General features: G+C 67.1%; 15 protein-coding genes. 7 read left to right on the top strand and 8 right to left on the bottom strand.

Annotation, left to right across the window (positions count from 1 at the left end):
* Positions 1–2: 2 nt before the first annotated feature.
* Positions 3–833: a class I SAM-dependent methyltransferase gene (locus GY40_RS25340; RefSeq protein ID WP_038368321.1), complete on the bottom strand. Its 831-nt coding sequence runs from the start codon at positions 831–833 to the stop codon at positions 3–5.
* An 86-nt stretch (positions 834–919) separates the two neighbouring features.
* On the opposite strand from GY40_RS25340, the gene GY40_RS25345 reads away from it, so the two are divergent.
* From GY40_RS25345 to GY40_RS26815, 4 genes are all read left to right on the top strand, one after another.
* On the top strand, positions 920–1,684 hold the full coding sequence (locus GY40_RS25345; protein WP_038368323.1) for an arginyltransferase: 765 nt from the start codon (positions 920–922) through the stop codon (positions 1,682–1,684).
* Between the two features lie 204 nt (positions 1,685–1,888).
* The gene (locus GY40_RS25350; protein WP_038368325.1) at positions 1,889–2,914 is read left to right on the top strand and encodes a DUF2336 domain-containing protein; all 1,026 of its coding nucleotides are present in this window, start codon (positions 1,889–1,891) and stop codon (positions 2,912–2,914) included.
* A gap of 104 nt (positions 2,915–3,018) precedes the next feature.
* Positions 3,019–3,627 (top strand): outer membrane protein, encoded by a 609-nt coding sequence (locus GY40_RS25355; protein WP_038368326.1) that lies wholly within the window; start codon positions 3,019–3,021, stop codon positions 3,625–3,627.
* A gap of 208 nt (positions 3,628–3,835) precedes the next feature.
* Positions 3,836–4,696 (top strand): peptidoglycan-binding domain-containing protein, encoded by an 861-nt coding sequence (locus GY40_RS26815; RefSeq protein ID WP_051988509.1) that lies wholly within the window; start codon positions 3,836–3,838, stop codon positions 4,694–4,696.
* 34 nt (positions 4,697–4,730) lie between these two features.
* Here GY40_RS26815 and parC read toward each other — a convergent pair whose 3' ends face one another.
* The 3 genes from parC to GY40_RS25375 form a co-directional block, all read right to left on the bottom strand.
* Positions 4,731–6,977: a DNA topoisomerase IV subunit A gene (gene parC / locus GY40_RS25365; RefSeq protein WP_038368327.1), complete on the bottom strand. Its 2,247-nt coding sequence runs from the start codon at positions 6,975–6,977 to the stop codon at positions 4,731–4,733.
* 180 nt (positions 6,978–7,157) lie between these two features.
* Positions 7,158–7,904, bottom strand: a complete 747-nt coding sequence (recO, locus tag GY40_RS25370) for a DNA repair protein RecO (protein ID WP_038368329.1) — start codon at positions 7,902–7,904, stop codon at positions 7,158–7,160.
* A gap of 140 nt (positions 7,905–8,044) precedes the next feature.
* Positions 8,045–8,425 carry a tautomerase family protein gene (locus GY40_RS25375; RefSeq protein ID WP_038368330.1) on the bottom strand — a complete coding sequence of 127 codons (381 nt, stop codon included), beginning with the start codon at positions 8,423–8,425 and terminating at the stop codon, positions 8,045–8,047.
* A 122-nt stretch (positions 8,426–8,547) separates the two neighbouring features.
* Here GY40_RS25375 and GY40_RS25380 point away from each other — a divergent pair, with 122 nt between their 5' ends.
* On the top strand, positions 8,548–9,393 hold the full coding sequence (locus GY40_RS25380; RefSeq protein WP_038368331.1) for a LysR family transcriptional regulator: 846 nt from the start codon (positions 8,548–8,550) through the stop codon (positions 9,391–9,393).
* Positions 9,394–9,450: 57 nt separating this feature from the next.
* On the opposite strand, the gene GY40_RS25385 is transcribed toward GY40_RS25380, so the two are convergent.
* The 3 genes from GY40_RS25385 to GY40_RS25395 all read right to left on the bottom strand — a co-directional run bounded on the left by GY40_RS25385 (position 9,451) and on the right by GY40_RS25395 (position 14,171).
* Positions 9,451–11,664, bottom strand: coding sequence for a RelA/SpoT family protein (locus GY40_RS25385; protein WP_038368850.1), 2,214 nt, complete (start codon positions 11,662–11,664; stop codon positions 9,451–9,453).
* A 158-nt stretch (positions 11,665–11,822) separates the two neighbouring features.
* Positions 11,823–12,212: a DNA-directed RNA polymerase subunit omega gene (gene rpoZ / locus GY40_RS25390; RefSeq protein ID WP_038368333.1), complete on the bottom strand. Its 390-nt coding sequence runs from the start codon at positions 12,210–12,212 to the stop codon at positions 11,823–11,825.
* A 240-nt stretch (positions 12,213–12,452) separates the two neighbouring features.
* A complete protein-coding gene (locus GY40_RS25395) occupies positions 12,453–14,171 on the bottom strand; it encodes an ATP-binding protein (protein ID WP_197062821.1) in 1,719 nt (572 codons plus the stop codon).
* A 234-nt stretch (positions 14,172–14,405) separates the two neighbouring features.
* On the opposite strand from GY40_RS25395, the gene GY40_RS25400 reads away from it, so the two are divergent.
* Both GY40_RS25400 and acpS read left to right on the top strand, forming a co-directional pair.
* Positions 14,406–15,158, top strand: coding sequence for a pyridoxine 5'-phosphate synthase (locus GY40_RS25400; RefSeq protein WP_038368853.1), 753 nt, complete (start codon positions 14,406–14,408; stop codon positions 15,156–15,158).
* A gap of 9 nt (positions 15,159–15,167) precedes the next feature.
* The gene (acpS, locus tag GY40_RS25405) at positions 15,168–15,572 is read left to right on the top strand and encodes a holo-ACP synthase (RefSeq protein WP_038368334.1); all 405 of its coding nucleotides are present in this window, start codon (positions 15,168–15,170) and stop codon (positions 15,570–15,572) included.
* A gap of 91 nt (positions 15,573–15,663) precedes the next feature.
* Here acpS and aqpZ read toward each other — a convergent pair whose 3' ends face one another.
* Positions 15,664–16,389 (bottom strand): aquaporin Z, encoded by a 726-nt coding sequence (aqpZ, locus tag GY40_RS25410; RefSeq protein WP_038368335.1) that lies wholly within the window; start codon positions 16,387–16,389, stop codon positions 15,664–15,666.
* Positions 16,390–16,397: the final 8 nt, after the last annotated feature.

Consider the following 16,397-nt stretch of genomic DNA (forward strand, 5'->3'; position numbering starts at 1 on the left):
GGCTAAAACCGGAAGCGCAGCAGGCGGCCGATTCGCGAGAAGGCCGGGATCATCTCCATGACCGGCACGGCCATTCGCGCGAACAGGGACAGACGCGCGATCTGGTCGAGGTCATAGCCGCGCGAACCATAGCCTGTGAGCTCCTCCACCAGCTCGAGCCGGGGAAGCTGCCGGAGCAGTTCCTCCGGCTCGTCGAGCGCCCAGTGCAAGGCCGCGCCGGTGGCGCGGATGGAGGGCTGCCAGGCGATCAGGATGAGCCCGAGCTGGCTATAGGCATCGAAGGCCAGCTCGCCCCCGGGCAGATGCCCGGTCACGCGTTCCAGCAGCAACGGCACCTCCTCCGACGGCAAATAGGGCAACAGCCCTTCGGCGATGACGAAGGCCGGCTTGTCCCGCGGCACGGCTTCGAGCCATTCGGGCTCGGTCACCGAGGAGCCGATCAGCACACAGCCGTCGCGGGCCGGGTAGAGGCGCTGCCGCAGGGCGATCACGTCCGGGTAGTCGACCTCGAACCAGCGGACGGTTTCGGGCGGCGCGATCCTGAAGACGCGGCTGTCCAGCCCGCAGCCGAGATGAAGCACCGTCGCATCCGGGTGTCGCCCCAGAAAATCGCGCGTCCAGCCATCGATGAGGTGAGCCCGCAAGGCGACGCCGATCATGATGTCGCGGTCGATCCTCAGCCGGTCGAAATCGTAGTCGATCCCCGCCAGGGCCTGCGCGGCAAAGCGGTCCTTCAGCAGGGTATCGGGCAGCTGGCTCTCGCCGGCCTTGGCACAGAGCGTGACGAGAAGCGTTTCGCGCGCGCCGTGGAGAACTACCTTTTCACCGGTCATCGCGTCCTCCCGATCTCGCATCGCGCTTGTTGCCGCCGCTGCCGATGCTACATTGAAGGGCGGAAGCTTCCGGGGAGCCAGCCGACGTGACGCGCCCGTTGCGGGATGCCCCGCAATTCTACCTCACTTCGCCGACCGCGTGTCCCTATTTGCCGGGCCGCGAGGAACGGAAGGTGTTCACCCATCTCGTCGGACCGCGCGCCGGCGACCTCAACAACGTGCTGTCGCAAGGCGGATTCCGGCGTTCGCAGAGCATCGCCTACCGTCCGGCCTGCGAGGTCTGCCGGGCCTGCGTCTCGGTGCGGGTCTGCGTCGACGATTTCCGCTACTCGCGCGGCTTCCGCAAGGTGCTGGCTCGCAACAGCGACCTGATCGGCGAGGCGCGCCCGCCACAGCCGCGCTCCGAGCATTATTCCCTGTTCCGCTCCTATCTCGACGAGCGGCATCCGGATGGCGGCATGGCGACGATGTCGGCGCTCGACTTCGCGATGATGGTCGAGGACACCCATGTCGAGACCAACCTGATCGAGTATCGGCGGCGCGGACCGGATTCCGGCTTCACCGGGCGCGGCCAGGGCGACCTCTTCGCCATGGCGCTGACCGACACGCTGAACGACGGCCTGTCGATGGTCTATTCGGTCTATGATCCCGGGCTGGAGCTCCGCTCGCTCGGCACCTTCATGGTGCTCGATCACATCGCGCGCGCCCGCAGGCTCGGGCTGCCTTACGTCTATCTCGGCTATTGGGTCGATGGCTCGCCCAAGATGTCCTACAAGGCCCGGTTCCTGCCGCAGGAGCGGCTGACGCCGCAGGGTTGGGAACGGGTCGAGACGAACGCTCCCACCGCGTGAAGCGCGTCGCGACGCCGGCGAACCGAATGCCGCAACCTATGAGAGCGCCCCCTCAAGAATGATCGCATTCCCATAGGGCGGTGGGCCATATGGTCAGGGATCGGCGTATCCGCCCCCGTTTTCCCCGAAAAAGCGCAATCGGCTTAAGAGTAAATCAAGTCCGCATCTCGCATTGTCCCGGCACCTGATCGCCTGGGGGGCTTCATGCTGCGCGACCTGACCCGGATGCCGGCCGAGATGTCGTCGGATTCGCGCCGGCAGTTGCTCAATGCCGTCACGGACCTGTTCCTGCTGGACCAGGAGCCGAGCGAGGTCAGCAAGGAGCATTACGGCGACATCGCGGTGACGTCGCTCTCCCATCTCGGCGACGAGGACCGCCAGGGCTATGCCGATCGCGTCGCGGCGCTGCCGAGCCTGCCGCGCAACGTCGCCGTCACGCTCGGCGGCGACGACAATGTCGAGGTGGCGCGGCTGGTCCTGACCCTGTCCCCGGTCCTCACCGACACCGATCTCGCCGCCATCGCCGTCAGCCAGACGCAGCAGCATCTCGCGGCCATCGCCGAGCGCGCGCGCCTGTCCGAGAGCGTCACCGACATCCTGGTCGAGCGCGGCGACCGGACCGTTCTCTCAACCGTCAGCGCCAATGAGGGCGCCGCCTTCTCGGATCGCGGCTTCGACCGGCTGCTGGAGCGCGGCACCGGCGATGCGGGAATCGCCGGCAACCTCGCCCGGCGCTCGGATCTCGCACCGAAACGGGCTGAACGGGTGCTGCGCATCGTCGAGCAATTGTCGGACAGCCCCGGCGCTGCGGGGACACCGACCGACGAAGCGGTCTCGCTCGCCCGGCAGGCCCGCCAGCAGCGCCTCGAAGTGAAGCTCCTGCTCTCCGATCTCACCGCCAAGGTGCGCGAGGTCGACGACGTCCTGACCATGCTGGCCGACGAGGACCGGGCCTTCCATCTGGCGCAGGTCTTGTCGCAAGTCGCCGAGATCACCCCCGAGCAGGCGCTGCGCGTGCTGATGCAGCGCAATGCCAGCGGCATCGCGGTGACCTGCCGTTCGCTCGGCGTCGGCATGACGGCCTTCCGCGCCATCCTGCAATTGCGGGCGCGGCGGCTCTATTTCTCCTCGCGCGACATCGACGACGACGTCGACGCCTATGCCAAGCTCGACCTCGCCACCGCCGAGCGGACGCTGCGCTTCCTCAAGCTGCGCACCAAGATCGCCTGAGCCGCAGCGCGAGCCCGCGCGGAGCGGCCGCGCCACAAAACGGCGACATTCGCCGGACCTCATGCTAGGCTCCAGCAGGTATTTGCCGTGAGGATGCCTTCGACGTGAGATTTCCGGTCGTTTCTGCCGCCGTGACCGCCGCCGGGCTGGCTCTGTTTGCAGCCGCCGGAACGGCACGGGCCCAGACCTCCCTCCCGCTCACCGGCTTCGCCTCGCTGCCCTCCTTCGCCTGGGACGCGCCCTCGCTCTCACCGAAATGGGAGGGCTCCTATGCGCGCATCTCCTCCGGCTTCCAGGTGACGAGCGGCAAGCATATGCGCACCAGCGCGGGGCCGACCTTCGGCCTCGAAATGGGAACGATGCGGCAGGAGGGCAATTTCGTCTACGGCATCGTCGGCGCGCTCGACTACTCGCCCACCCTCGGAGGCTACGGCACGCCGAGCTTCGGCAATGTCGCCTATACCCGCGATTTCGCCGGCGCGTTCCAGATCAAGACCGGCGTGCTCGTGACGCCGGACGTGCTGGTCTACACCAAGGTCGGCATGTCCGCCGCGAACGAGACCTGGCGCTATGGCGCGACGAGCGTCTCCCCGCCCTTCAGCCAGAGCGATATCGCGGTCAGGCCCGAGGCGCGGGCCGGCGTGGAATGGGCCGTTACCGACAAGCTGACGCTCGGCGTCGAGGTCGGCGTGGTCGGCCAACGGCTTCGCTGACGGAGTCGGCGCCGACACCGGCGGGGCGGCATCCCGCGCATCGCCCCGAGATTTCGCCCTCGTCCTCCAAACTGATGATCCCGCCGCTCGCGGACACAATAAGCTGCGCCTGACCGGACGTTCCCGGATCGGGCGAGCGTGCCGCGGGCCGGCAGCCCGGATCCCCGTCGCCCGGCTTCGAACTCCTCAGGCGAGGCGAGGCGAAGCGATGGCGCGCAATCTCAGCAAGGGCATGAGCGGCCAGGATGTGCGGATCCTCCAGGACCGGCTGAACTACCATCTGCGTCGAGAAACCCCGCTCGCGCTCGACGCCATCTTCGGGCCGAAGACTCATGAGCGGGTGAGCAAATTCCAGACGCTTCACGGGCTGACGAAGGACGGCATCGTCGGCCCGAGGACCCGCGCCATCCTGTTCGAAGTCGAAACCTTCCCGGCGCAGGTCCTCGTCTTTCCCGAATTGACGCGGCCGACCTTCGGAGCCGGCGGGGCTTTAGGAATCAAGCCGCCGCAGCTGATCCCGCCGCTGACGCTGCCAGGCACCACGCCCAAGCAGCCGCAATTCGTCCTGCAGCCCCCGGTCATCCTGGGCCCTCAGTTGAGCCTGGCGGGGGTCTCCTCGGCGTCCTTCTCACCCGTGAGACAGCCGAGCCTGCTCAACCTGACCTTCACGCTCGTGCCGGTGCAGGACCCGAGCGACCCGGTCGTGCGATCGACGCAGAACATCGTCAAGCTGGTCCAGGACATCCCGGTCAACAGCAGGTTCAAGGCTCAGATCCTGTCGTTCATCCCGAAGCCGTTCAAATCGATCAGCGAGCCGACGGCCGGGCTCGATGTCGATATCGGAATCCCGAAATATTCCCCGCTCGATCCCAACAAGATCAGCCAATCCGGCAGCGCGCAGTACAATCTCCGGCTGACCGGGCGGCCGGGCGGAGCGACGCCGCTCGTCATGCTGCAAGGCCGGGCCGAAGGCGAGATCGAAATCGACTACACCGGCAAGGCGCAGTCGAACTATTTCAAGGCGACCGTCACCTGCAATTTCTTCCTCGGCGTCGTCGGGACTTTTTGACCGGACCGCCGCGGGCGTCGCGACCTTAAGCCCGTCAGCCGCCGAAGCTGTTGCTCTTCGGGAAGCCCTTGGGCGGCAGACGGCCGGACTCGGCGCGGTGGCCGAGCCATTCGAGCAGATCACCCTGCGGCACCGTCCAGGTCCGGCCGGAGGTGTCGAGCCAGGTCAGGCCGTCAGCCAGCTTGAAGGTCTTGGCGTCGGAGAGGCCGCCATCCTTGTAGCGCTGCAGGCGCACGCCCTTGCCGCGCCCCATCTCCGCGACTTCCGAGATCGGGAAGCAGAGCAGCTTGCGGTTCTGACCGATGATCGCGACATGGTCGCCGTCGGCCGGCACGGCCAGCATGGCGACGGTCGTTCCATCGACATTCAGGACCTGCCTCCCTTTACGCGTATTGGCGACGACGTCGTCCGCAGGCGCGACGAAGCCCCTGCCCTCGCTCGTCACCATCAGCAGCTTCGAACCGGGCTTGTAGGCGAAAGCCGAGACGATCTCGGCCGTCTCCTCGAGCTCGATCATCAAGCGGATCGGATCGCCGAAGCCGCGCCCGCCCGGCAGCTTCGAGGCCTCCAGCGTGAAGACCTTGCCGTTCGAGGCGAGCACCAGCACCTTCGCCGTCGTCTCGGTGAAGAAGGCCGTCTGGAGCGTGTCGTCGCCCTTGAAGGAGAAGCTGGACTTGTCCTGGACATGGCCCTTCAGCGCGCGGATCCAGCCCTTCTTCGAGATCACGACCGTGATCGGCTCGCGCTCGACCATGGCCTGGGTCAGGTCGATATCGGTGGTATCGGGCATATCCGCGAAATCGGTGCGGCGCTTGCCGATCGCCGTCTCCGGGCCGAAGGTCTTCTTCACCTGGCGGATGTCCCAGGCGATGGTCTTCCACTGGGTCGCCTCGGAGCCGAGCAGTTCCTCGATCTGCCCCTTCTCCTTGGTCAATTCGTCGAGCTCGGTCTTGAGCTGCATCTCCTCGAGCTTGCGCAGCGCGCGCAGGCGCGTGTCGAGGATCGCGTTGGCCTGGACCTCGGTGAGCTCGAAGACCTTCATCAGCTCGATCTTCGGCTCGTCCTCCTCGCGGATGATTTTGATCACCCGGTCGAGGTCGAGATAGACGATCAGCAGGCCGCGCAGGATTTCCAGCCGCTTGTCGATCTGGCCGAGGCGGAAGCGCGAGCGCCGCTGGAGCACCTCGCGGCGATGGTCGAGCCAGGCGCGCAGCGCCTCGGCGAGGCCGAGCACGCGCGGCACCAGCCCGCCGGTCAACACGTTCATGTTCATCGGAATGCGCGCTTCAAGCTCGGAGAGCCTGAACAGCGATTCCATCATCAGGTTGGCATCGACATTGCGGGCGCGCGGCTCGATGACGATGCGGATGTCCTCCGCGGATTCGTCGCGAAGGTCGGCGACCAGAGGCAGCTTCTTGTCGTTGAGCAGCTCCGCGATCTTCTCGATCAGCCGGCCCTTTGAGACCATGTAGGGGATCTCGGTGACGACGACCTGCCAGGCGCCCCGCTCAAGGTCCTCCTTCAGCCAGCGCGCGCGGGTGCGGAAGGCGCCGCGCCCGGTGCGGTAGGTCTCCGCCATCGAGGCGCGGGTCTCGACGATGATGCCGCCGGTCGGGAAATCCGGCCCGGGCACGAAGGTCATGAGCTGCTCGGAGGAGGTCTCCGGGTGCTGGATCAGGTAGAGCGCGGCGTCGCAGAGCTCGGCCGCGTTGTGCGGCGGGATCGAGGTCGCCATGCCGACCGCGATGCCCTGCGAGCCGTTGGCCAGCAGGTTCGGGAAGGCGGCCGGGAGCACGACCGGCTCCTCGTCCTCACCGTTATAGGTCTCGCGGAAATCGACCGCGTCCTCGTCGATGCCGTCGAGGAGCAGGCGCGCGACCTCGGTCATGCGCGCTTCGGTGTAACGATAGGCGGCGGCGTTATCCCCGTCGATATTGCCGAAATTGCCCTGCCCGTCGACGAGCGGGTAGCGCTGGGCGAAATCCTGCGCGAGGCGCACCAGCGCGTCATAGACCGACTGGTCGCCATGCGGGTGGAACTTACCGATGACGTCACCGACGATGCGGGCGCATTTCTTGTGAACCTGGCCGGGGTCGAGCCGGAGCAGACGCATCGCATGGATGATGCGCCGGTGGACCGGCTTCAAGCCGTCGCGCGCATCCGGCAAGGCGCGGTGCATGATGGTGGAGAGCGCATAGGCGAGATAGCGTTCTTCGAGCGCCGATTTCAGATCGATGCGCTCGGCTCCATCCTCCGGCGGCGGATCGATCGGTTTGCCCATACGCTGTCAGCCCTCTTCCCGTCCAAATTCGCGCCGATCCTGATCGTCCGGAGCATTGCTCCCTGCGGAAACCGGCACCCGCTTCTTCGCGCCATGCTCTATGGCACAGCACGAATCAGCCCGCCAGAACAATGCAGGTACGCACGCATGCGCGCAAACGCCGGAGCGGCCATTTTGCGTTCAATCGGTGGATGAATTCGCGGCCAAGCGCGTCGCCAGCTCGACCAGCCGGGCGCGCTCCGGCGGCTCCTGCAAGCCGCGCGGCTCGAAGAGGTGCCGGCGCAGGAAAAAGCCGGTCAGGGCGAAGCCCGACATGATGTCGGCGGCGGAGGGCTGGCGTCCGCCCTGCCCCTCGACGAGAAAGGCCGGGAGCTTCAGCAATCGGTCGAGATAGGGCTGCGCCGCCGGGCGGCTGACGGCCTTGCCGGATTTCGGCGAAACATGGCTGAGATCATCGGGCGTGCCGGTCACGGCGCAGCGGGCGAGATCGAGCCCGAAACCGAGCTCGGAGAGCATGGCGAGCTCGAAGCGCACCACCAGCGGCGGGGCGAGCTGCGGCTCGTCGAGATGCTCGACGAGGACGGCGAGCCCCTCATAGAGACCCGGATGCGGATCGCGCTCCGGCAGGAGACGCAAGAGGCCCGCGATGGTCGCCAGCCCATAGAGCGCGACCGGTGTGGCCATCAATCGCGCGGCATGGGAGGTCAGCAACTCCACCTTGTACTCGCCGAGATGCTCGTCGAGACGAGCCCGCCATGTCAGCGCGACCCGGTTGCCGGGCTGGAGCAGCGGCTGCGTCTTCTGCGAGCGCCCGCCGCGAACGAGGCCGAGATGGCGGCCGTGGAAGCGCGTCATCACCTCCAGGATCACGGCGCTTTCGCCATGCCCCCTCAGCCCGATGACGGTGCCCTCGTCGACCCATTCCATGGACTGGATGTAGGGCAGACAAGCGCAGGAAGGAACCGCGTCATGGTCGGGCTTGCCCCGACCATCTCGGAAACCAGCCATCTCGTCATGAGATTCTCGGGTCTGCGCTTCGCTTCGCCCGAGAACGACGCTCGTCGGCCTCACGCATATTGCGCCACGCCGGCGCCGAAGGACCAGTTCTCGCGTGCCGTCTCGACGAGATTGATGAAGATGTCGTCGGAGCGCAGGCCGGGATCGCGGCGCAAATTCTCGTGGATCCTCGCGAACAGCGCCTTCTTCTGCGTCACGCCGCGCGAGGCGCTGACGGTGATCTGGATGACCACCATCGCATCCGAGCGGTCGAAGCCGAAATAATTGGCGTCGTAGATGAACTCGCCGGCATCGTGCCGGTGGACCAGCGCGAAGAGATCGCCCTCAGGCACCTCGAAGGTCTCGCGCAGCGCCTTGTAGACGCCATCGACGATGGCGGCGGGCTCGGAGGCCGGGCGGCCGCGGCGCATGGAAATCCGGATCAGGGGCATGGTCGTCTCCTTTGGCGGCGAAGCGCGATCCCGCGCCGATCGCCGATGGAGAGAAGCTAGCGTTGAAACGACAAACATAAAACCGTATCATACGAGATATCAGAGATACGGATCCTTGATTGATGAGCTCCCCTGCCCTCGACGTGGACGCCGTCGCCGCCTTCCTGCAAGCGGCCGAGCTCGCCAGCTTCACACGCGCGGCGGAGGCGCTCGGCTCGACGCAATCGCTGGTCAGCACCAGAATCAAGCGTCTCGAAACCACGCTCGGCCGGCTGCTGCTGCAACGCCATCCGCGCCTCGTGCGATTGACGCCGGAAGGCGAGCGCTTCCTGCCGGCGGCGCGGGAATTCCTGGCGGCGCATGGCCGGGCGCTCGCAGCCTTCACCGAGGAGCCGGAGCGTATCGCGGTCGGCATCAGCGAACAGGCGGCGGGGCCCGACATCCCGCTCCTGCTCTCGCGTCTGGCGGCGCATGATCCCGGCCTCGTCGTCAATCTCCGGATCGAGCCGTCAAGCCTGCTGGAAGCCGCCTTTGAGGCCGGGGAACTCGACGTCGTGCTCGTCCGGCGGGTCGGGGGAGGCAGGACCGGCGAGGTGCTGCGCGAGGATGTCTTCGGCTGGTTCGCCTCGCCTGCGCTGATGCCCTGGCCGGACGCGCCGCTGCCGATGATCAGCCTCGTCACCGAGTGCCGCCTGCGCCGCCATGCCATCGAGGCGCTGACCCGCTGCGGCCGGCCCTGGCGCGAAGCCTTCATCGGCGGCGGCATGGCGGCGGTATTGGCGGCGGTCTCCGGCGGGCTGGGCGTCAGCCCGCTCGCCAGCCGCATCGCGCCGCGCGACGCGGTCGATGTCGGGGCGGATTGGGGCCTGCCGCCGCTCGGCCGCTCGCAGGTCGTGCTGCGCAGCCAGGTTTCCAGCGCGCGCGGGCGCTCCTTCGTCCGCGAACTCGCGGCGGCGTTCCGGGGGTGAGGCTCGCGGTAAGGCTGCCGTCATCGGGAATGACAGGCGTGCCCCGGAAGAACGGCCCTATCCCAGCACGCGCTCGACCCGGCTGATCTGACGCTTCTCGCGCAATTCGCTGATGATCGCCGAGAGGTGCTTCAGGTCCCAGACCGTCAGATCGATCGTGACATCGGTGAAGTCCGGATTGGGCCGGTTCATCTGGACGGCGTCGATATTGCCATCATGCTCCGCGATGATCGTGGTGATCTGGGCGAGCGAGCCGGGCTCGTTGATCGACTTCAGCGCGATCCGCGCCGGGAAGCGCTGCGGCACCTTGTCGTCGAGATCCCAGCGAACATCGAGCCAGCGATCGGGCTCATTGTCGAAGGCGGCGAGTGCGGGCGACTGGATCGGGTAGATCGTCACCCCCTCGCCCGCCGTCAGGATGCCGACGATGCGGTCGCCCGGCACGGCGCCGCCCTGCGGCGAGAAGCGCACCGGCAGGTCGCGCCCAAGGCCCCGGATCGGAATGGCGTCGGCGCTGGGCTCGCCCGGCAGCTTGAACTTCAGGTTCTCGCCCTTGCCGAGTTCGAACCAGCCCTTGCCGCTCGCCGTGGCCGCGGCCGGCTTGGGCTCGCCGGCCGTGCGCTTCTCCGGCTCCAGATCGGGGTAGACGGCCTTGACCACATCGCCCGAATACATCTCGCCGCGGCCGACGGCGGCCAGCACATCGTCCACCGTGCTGCGCGCGAGGCGCTTCAGCGCCGCCTTCAGCTTCTCGTCGGAGAAGGCCTTCTCGGCGCGCGAGAAAGCGCGTTCGAGGATCTGGCGGCCCAGGCCGGCATATTGCCGGCGCACCGCGACGCGGGTGGCGCGGCGGATGGCGGCGCGGGCCTTGCCGGTGACGACGAGGGATTCCCAGGCGGCAGGCGGAGCCTGCCCCTCGGCGCGGGTGATCTCGACCTCGTCGCCGTTCTGCAATTCGGTCAGCAGCGGGGCGATGCGGCCGTTGATCTTGGCGCCGACGGCGCTGTTGCCGACATCGGTGTGGACGGCATAGGCGAAGTCGATCGGCGTCGCGCCGCGCGGCAGGGCGATGAGCCGCCCCTTCGGCGTGAAGCAGAAGACCTGGTCGTGGAAGAGTTCGAGCTTGGTGTGCTCGAGGAACTCCTCGGGGCTGTCGCCCTCGGCCAGCAGGTCGACGGTGCGGCGTAGCCATTGATAGGCGCGGCTCTCGTCGACGAGCTGCATCGGCTCGCCCGGGCGGCCATCCTTGTAGTGGGCATGGGCGGCGATGCCGTATTCGGCGATGCGGTCCATCGAATCGGTGCGGATCTGCAGTTCGACGCGGCTGTGGCCGGGGCCGACCACCGTGGTGTGGATCGAGCGGTAGTCGTTCTGCTTGGGCGTCGAGATGTAGTCCTTGTAGCGGCCCGGCACCATCGGCCAAGTCATATGGACGATGCCGAGGACGCGGTAGCAATCCTGCGGCTTCTCGACAATGACGCGGAAGCCGAAGATGTCCGACAACTGCTCGAAGGAGACGGATTTCCGCTCCATCTTCTTCCAGATCGAATAGGGGCGCTTGCGGCGGCCATGGACCTCTGCCTCGATGCCGCTGGCCGCGAGCTTGTCTTTCAGGTCGCGCTCGATCTCGCCGATGACCTTGCCCTCGCGCGCGGTCACCTCCTCCAGCCGCTTGGTGACGGTGGCATGCGCCTCCGGCTTGATATGGCGGAAGGCGAGCTCCTCCAGCTCCTCGCGCAATTCCTGCATGCCCATGCGGCCGGCAAGCGGGGCGTAGATCTCGATCGTCTCCTCGGCGATGCGCAGGCGCTTTTCCGGCGGGACGAAATGCAGGGTGCGCATGTTGTGCAGCCGGTCGGCCAGCTTCACCAGCAGCACGCGGATATCGTCGACGATGGCGAGCAGGAGCTTGCGGAAATTCTCGCCCTGCGCCGCCTTCTTCGAGACGAGGTCCAGCTTCTTGATCTTGGTGAGCCCGTCGACGAGCCGGCGGATATCCGGCCCGAAGAGGTTCTCGATCTCCTCCAGCGTCGCCGCCGTGTCCTCGACCGTGTCGTGCAGCACCGCCGCGACGATGGTGGCATCGTCGAGCTTCAGGTCCGTCAGGATCGCGGCGACTTCGAGCGGATGCGCGAAGAAGGGATCGCCGGAGGCGCGCTTCTGCGTGCCATGGGCGCGCATGGCATAGACATAGGCCCGGTTGAGCAGGTCCTCGTCGGTACTCGGATTGTAGCTCCTGACCCGGTCAACGAGCTCATATTGCCGCATCATGCCCATGCGGGCCCCAGCCTCAGCCTACGATCATTGCAACGCATTATTATTTGCACAGGTCTGGGCGGCAGCAAGGCGCTTTTCCGAGTATCGGGCATGAAAAAGCCCGGCAGTGCCGGGCTTTAGAGCAAAACGGTGAAGAAATTCCCCGACGGGAATCAATCCTCGTCGTCGGCGCTCTCGGTCGGCGGCACAAGGCCGTCGAGGCCGCGCAGAAGGTCTTCCTCGCTCATGCGATCGAACTGGACTTCGTTGTCCGAGGTCGCGGCGCTCGTGGGGCTGGCGAGCAGCGGGACGGTCTCCGGCTCCGGCTCGTCGACCTCGACATGCTTCTGCAGCGAGTGGATCAGCTCTTCCTTCAGATCCTCGGGCTTCAGCTTCTCTTCGGCGATCTCGCGGAGCGCGACGACGGGGTTCTTGTCGTTGTCGCGCGCCACCAGGATCGAAGAGCCCGAAGCGATGTTCCGAGCGCGATGAGCCGCGAGCAGGACCAGCTCGAAGCGGTTGTCGACCTTGTCGATGCAGTCTTCAACGGTAACGCGAGCCATGGCGGCTCCTTCCGATCTCGGCGATGCAGGGAGATGAATCTGCGACGGCCATACAGGCAAAGCCGCCGCGATGCAAGAATTTCGCTGGCTGAGATACAAGCCGCCGGCGGCAAACGTCAACCGAGCGGCCACCCTCCGCGGTCATTCCGGACAAGCCGCATCGCGGCGCCGATCCGGAATCCATCATAGAGCACGGCACCTTACGATGGATTCCGGGTCAAGCCCGGAATGACGGTGGATTCAGGCGCGCATCCGCCGCACCAGATCGTCGAGCGTCGGGTCGAAGCGCGCGCCCTCCTCCGCCGTGGTCTTGCCACCCATGGCCGGCAGCTCGTGCGGCGCGAGCGCGGCGAAGCGCATGCGCATGGTCGTCGCCACGCCTTCGCCGAAGGCGATGGCCTCGCGGTTGCCGATCGAGGAGAGGAAGGCGATCGTGCTGGCGGAGGCGTCCGAGATCGCCGAGCGGATGATCTGCTGGTCGCGCTCATTGGCGAGGCGCATCGCGAAGATCGTCGAGCACTGCGACATGATCGTCGGGTCCAGTTCGCCCGGGCGCTGGGTCACGACACCGAGATAGGCGCCGTATTTGCGGCCTTCCTTGGCGATGCGGGCGATGGCCTGGCGCGTCGGCGCGAAGCCGAGCTGAGGGTCGGATGGCACATAGCGATGCGCCTCCTCGCAGAGCACGAGCACCTCGATCGCACCCTGGCTGGCGACCGCCAGCTCGAAGGCGAGGCGCGACAGCACGGAGGCGACCGCATTGACCACCTCGCCCGGCAGGCCGCCGAGTTGGAAGGCCGTGATCGGGCGGCCATGCATGGGAACGCGGAAGATCTGGCCGAGGATCGGCGCCATGGTCTCGTACATGTTGGCGCGGCCGAACATGAAGCGATAGCGCGGATCGGCATGGAGCGATTCCAGCCGGACCTTGAGCGAGCGCAGCGCGGCGCGGGGCCAGCGCTGCTCGTGCAGGCCGATCAATTCGTCGATGATGGCGAAGACGTCCTTGAGCCGGTAGGGCGTCGGCGCATCATGGCTCGCCTGGGCCTGCACCGGCTCCGGCCCGGCCGCGCGCGGGCCGCCGATATCGAGCGGGCGCTTCAGCAGCGAGGAACCGAGATCCCGCGCCAGATCCGGCGCGGTCGGCGTGCGGTAGCGGGTGCGCGCCGCGGCCACGACCTCGCGCAGGATGTCGGGCTCGTCGTCCAGCGCCGGACGCCCGCGGAAGACGACCTCGGCCAACTCCTCCTGCTTGAACATCCAGAACGGCAGATCGAGCGCGTCGCCGTCGATCGTCAGCGCAAGCTCGGGAAAGGCGCTCGAATATTCGTTGTGCGGGTCGAGGATGAGCACGCGCAGGCGCGGGCGGACGGCGACGGCCTTGCGCAGCAGCAGCGCGACCGCGCTCGACTTGCCGACGCCGGTGGTGCCCAGCAGCGCGAAATGGCGGGAGAGCATGTCCTGGATGTTCACGGTCGCGGGGATGCTCGCATCCTGCGTGATCTGGCCGATCACCACGCCGCCGCGTTCGCCGAGATCATGCACCAGCGCGAGATCGCCGGTGCGGATGCGGTGTGCGACAGCGCCGATCGGCGGATAGTTGGTGATGCCGCTCTGGAAGCGCGTCTTGCCGTCCGAGCCCTCCAGCACCTCACCGAGAAACTCGACCTCGATACGGATCGGATTCTCGGCCGTGTCGGTCCAGGCCGCCTCGACCGCATGCACGCGATAGACCAGCGCCACGATGCGGCTGCTGCCGAGATTGATCGAGATCATGCGGCCGATCGCCCAGGCGTCGCCGGCCAGCCAGCTTCCCGTCGAGACGGCGCTGAGGATCGTGGCGCGCGCGCCATCGCAGGCGATCACGCGGCCGAGCACGCGCTCCGGCGGCTGCTTCGTGTCGCGCCGGTCCGGCATGGCGTCGCTTTCGAAGATGCCCGATTTCACGGCTAGCTGCATCGCCTTCCCCGTCCCTGTGCCGACCATAAGTAGAGACGGCCCGGTTACGATTGACTTCATGGCGGCCGGCTCATGGATTCGCGGTTAGCAAACCGCAAAGCCGTTCGCTCGCCTTGGCCGTGTCGGGGCCCATCCCGCGGACCGATCAGAATTGGTGGCCCTGCCATCACATTCGCTGCATTGAGCCCAGGGGTCCGTTTCGTCTATGCACGGCGATACGAAATAAGGGGGCGGATCATGGCCGAGCGGCTGCGTCTGGGTGTGAACATCGACCATGTCGCGACGGTGCGTAACGCACGCGGCGGCGCCCTGCCCGATCCGGTGCGCGCGGCGCATCTGGCGATCAAGGCGGGGGCTGACGGCATCACGGCCCATCTGCGCGAGGACCGGCGCCATATCCGCGACGAGGACATGGCCCGGTTTGCCGCGGAACTGACGAAGCCGCTCAATTTCGAGATGGCCGCTACCGACGAGATGATGGTGCTGGCGGAGCGCTTCCGGCCGCACGCGGCCTGCCTCGTGCCCGAAAAGCGCGAGGAGCGCACCACCGAGGGCGGCCTCGACGTCGTCGGCCAGCAGGCCCAGCTCGCGCCGCGCATCGCCCGGCTGAAGGCCGCCGGCTGCCGTGTCTCGCTGTTCATCGAGCCGGACGAGGCGCCGATCGCGATCGCGGCGAAGCTGGGCGCGCCCGTCGTCGAATTGCATACCGGAAGCTGGTGCCATGCCGTCGCCGATGGCGATGCCGCGAAGGCCGAGGCGGAGTTCCAGCGGCTGAAGAGCGGAGCGGCCTATGCGGCCGGGCTCGGCCTCGAGGTCCATGCCGGACACGGGCTCGACTACGCGACGGCCCGCAAGCTCGCCGCGGTGCCGGCCTTCGCGGAATTCAACATCGGCCATTTCCTGATCGGCGAGGCGATCTTCGTCGGGCTCGAAGCCGCGATCACGGCCATGCGTCAGGCCATGGACGAAGGGCGCGCGGCGATTTAAGTCGGAGGCATGATCCTCGGCATCGGCTCCGATCTCTGCGACATCACGCGCATCCAGAAGTCGCTCGACCGCTTCGGCGAGCGCTTCACCCATCGCATCTTCACTGAGGGCGAGCGGGCGAAATCCGACCGGCGCGCGACGCCGGCTGCGTCCTATGCCCGCCGCTTCGCCGCCAAGGAGGCCTGCTCCAAGGCGCTCGGCACCGGGATGCGTGCCGGTGTGTTCTGGCGCGATATGGAAGTGGTCAACTTGCCCGGCGGGCGGCCGACGATGCGGCTCACCGGCGGCGCGGCCGAGCGGCTGAAGGCGATGACGCCGGCCGGTTTCGAGGCCTTCGTCCATGTCTCGCTGACCGACGATCCGCCGATGGCGCAGGCCTTCGTGGTGATCGAGGCTCGGCCGGCTGGCGGCTGAAAGCACGGCGCGCCAATCCGCGAGAACGGAACAAAAAAGGCCGGCGCTGGTGGCGCCGGCCTCATTTTGAGCCTGAAAGCTCGAGCCTGGCTTATTCGGCCGGCTGGGTGCCGCTGACGACGCCCTGCGGCTCGTCGCTCAGCCAGCGATAGATCACGCCGCCGAGGATGCCGCCGAGCAGCGGCGCCACCCAGAACAGCCAGAGCTGCTGAAGGGCCCAGCCGCCGACGAACAGCGCCGGACCGGTGCTGCGGGCCGGATTCACCGAGGTGTTCGTCACGGGGATGCTGACCAGATGGATGAGGGCGAGGCCCAGGCCGATGGCGAGCGGCGCGAAGCCGGCCGGCGCCTTGCCATGGGTCGAACCCATGATGATGAAGAGGAACATCATCGTCATCACGACCTCCATCAGGAAGGCCGAGACGAGGTTGTACTTGCCGGGCGAATGCTCGGCATAGCCGTTCGAGGCGAAGCCGCCGGCGAGATCGAAGCCAGGCGCGCCACGCGCGATGACATAAAGGAGGCCCGCGGCGACGATCGCGCCGACGACCTGCGCCACGATATAGGGGACCACCTGCCCGCCGGGGAAACGCCCGCCGGCCGCGAGGCCGACCGTCACCGCCGGGTTGAGATGGCAGCCGGAGATATGTCCGATGGCATAGGCCATCGTGACGACCGTGAGGCCGAAGGCGAGCGAGACGCCGAGCAGACCGATACCCACATTCGGAAAGCCGGCGGCAATGACGGCGCTACCGCAGCCAGCAAAAGTAAGCCAAAACGTGCCGATGGCTTCGGCGGCATATTTCTTTGCATTCATTAAAATAA

Source organism: Allobosea sp. UNC402CLCol, assembly GCF_000745475.1.
Classification (GTDB): Bacteria; Pseudomonadota; Alphaproteobacteria; order Rhizobiales; family Beijerinckiaceae; genus Allobosea; species Allobosea spartocytisi.

Bases quoted from the DNA above. Each gene is read 5' to 3' on its own strand.
- GY40_RS25340 (WP_038368321.1), bottom strand. From the start codon at position 833: ATGACCGGTGAAAAGGTAGTTCTCCACGGCGCGCGCGAAACGCTTCTC.
- GY40_RS25350 (WP_038368325.1), top strand. From the start codon at position 1,889: ATGCTGCGCGACCTGACCCGGATGCCGGCCGAGATGTCGTCGGATTCG.
- GY40_RS26815 (WP_051988509.1), top strand. From the start codon at position 3,836: ATGGCGCGCAATCTCAGCAAGGGCATGAGCGGCCAGGATGTGCGGATC.
- parC (WP_038368327.1), bottom strand. From the start codon at position 6,977: ATGGGCAAACCGATCGATCCGCCGCCGGAGGATGGAGCCGAGCGCATC.
- recO (WP_038368329.1), bottom strand. From the start codon at position 7,904: ATGGAATGGGTCGACGAGGGCACCGTCATCGGGCTGAGGGGGCATGGC.
- GY40_RS25375 (WP_038368330.1), bottom strand. From the start codon at position 8,425: ATGCCCCTGATCCGGATTTCCATGCGCCGCGGCCGCCCGGCCTCCGAG.
- GY40_RS25380 (WP_038368331.1), top strand. From the start codon at position 8,548: ATGAGCTCCCCTGCCCTCGACGTGGACGCCGTCGCCGCCTTCCTGCAA.
- GY40_RS25385 (WP_038368850.1), bottom strand. From the start codon at position 11,664: ATGATGCGGCAATATGAGCTCGTTGACCGGGTCAGGAGCTACAATCCG.
- rpoZ (WP_038368333.1), bottom strand. From the start codon at position 12,212: ATGGCTCGCGTTACCGTTGAAGACTGCATCGACAAGGTCGACAACCGC.
- GY40_RS25395 (WP_197062821.1), bottom strand. From the start codon at position 14,171: ATGCAGCTAGCCGTGAAATCGGGCATCTTCGAAAGCGACGCCATGCCG.
- acpS (WP_038368334.1), top strand. From the start codon at position 15,168: ATGATCCTCGGCATCGGCTCCGATCTCTGCGACATCACGCGCATCCAG.
- aqpZ (WP_038368335.1), bottom strand. From the start codon at position 16,389: ATGAATGCAAAGAAATATGCCGCCGAAGCCATCGGCACGTTTTGGCTT.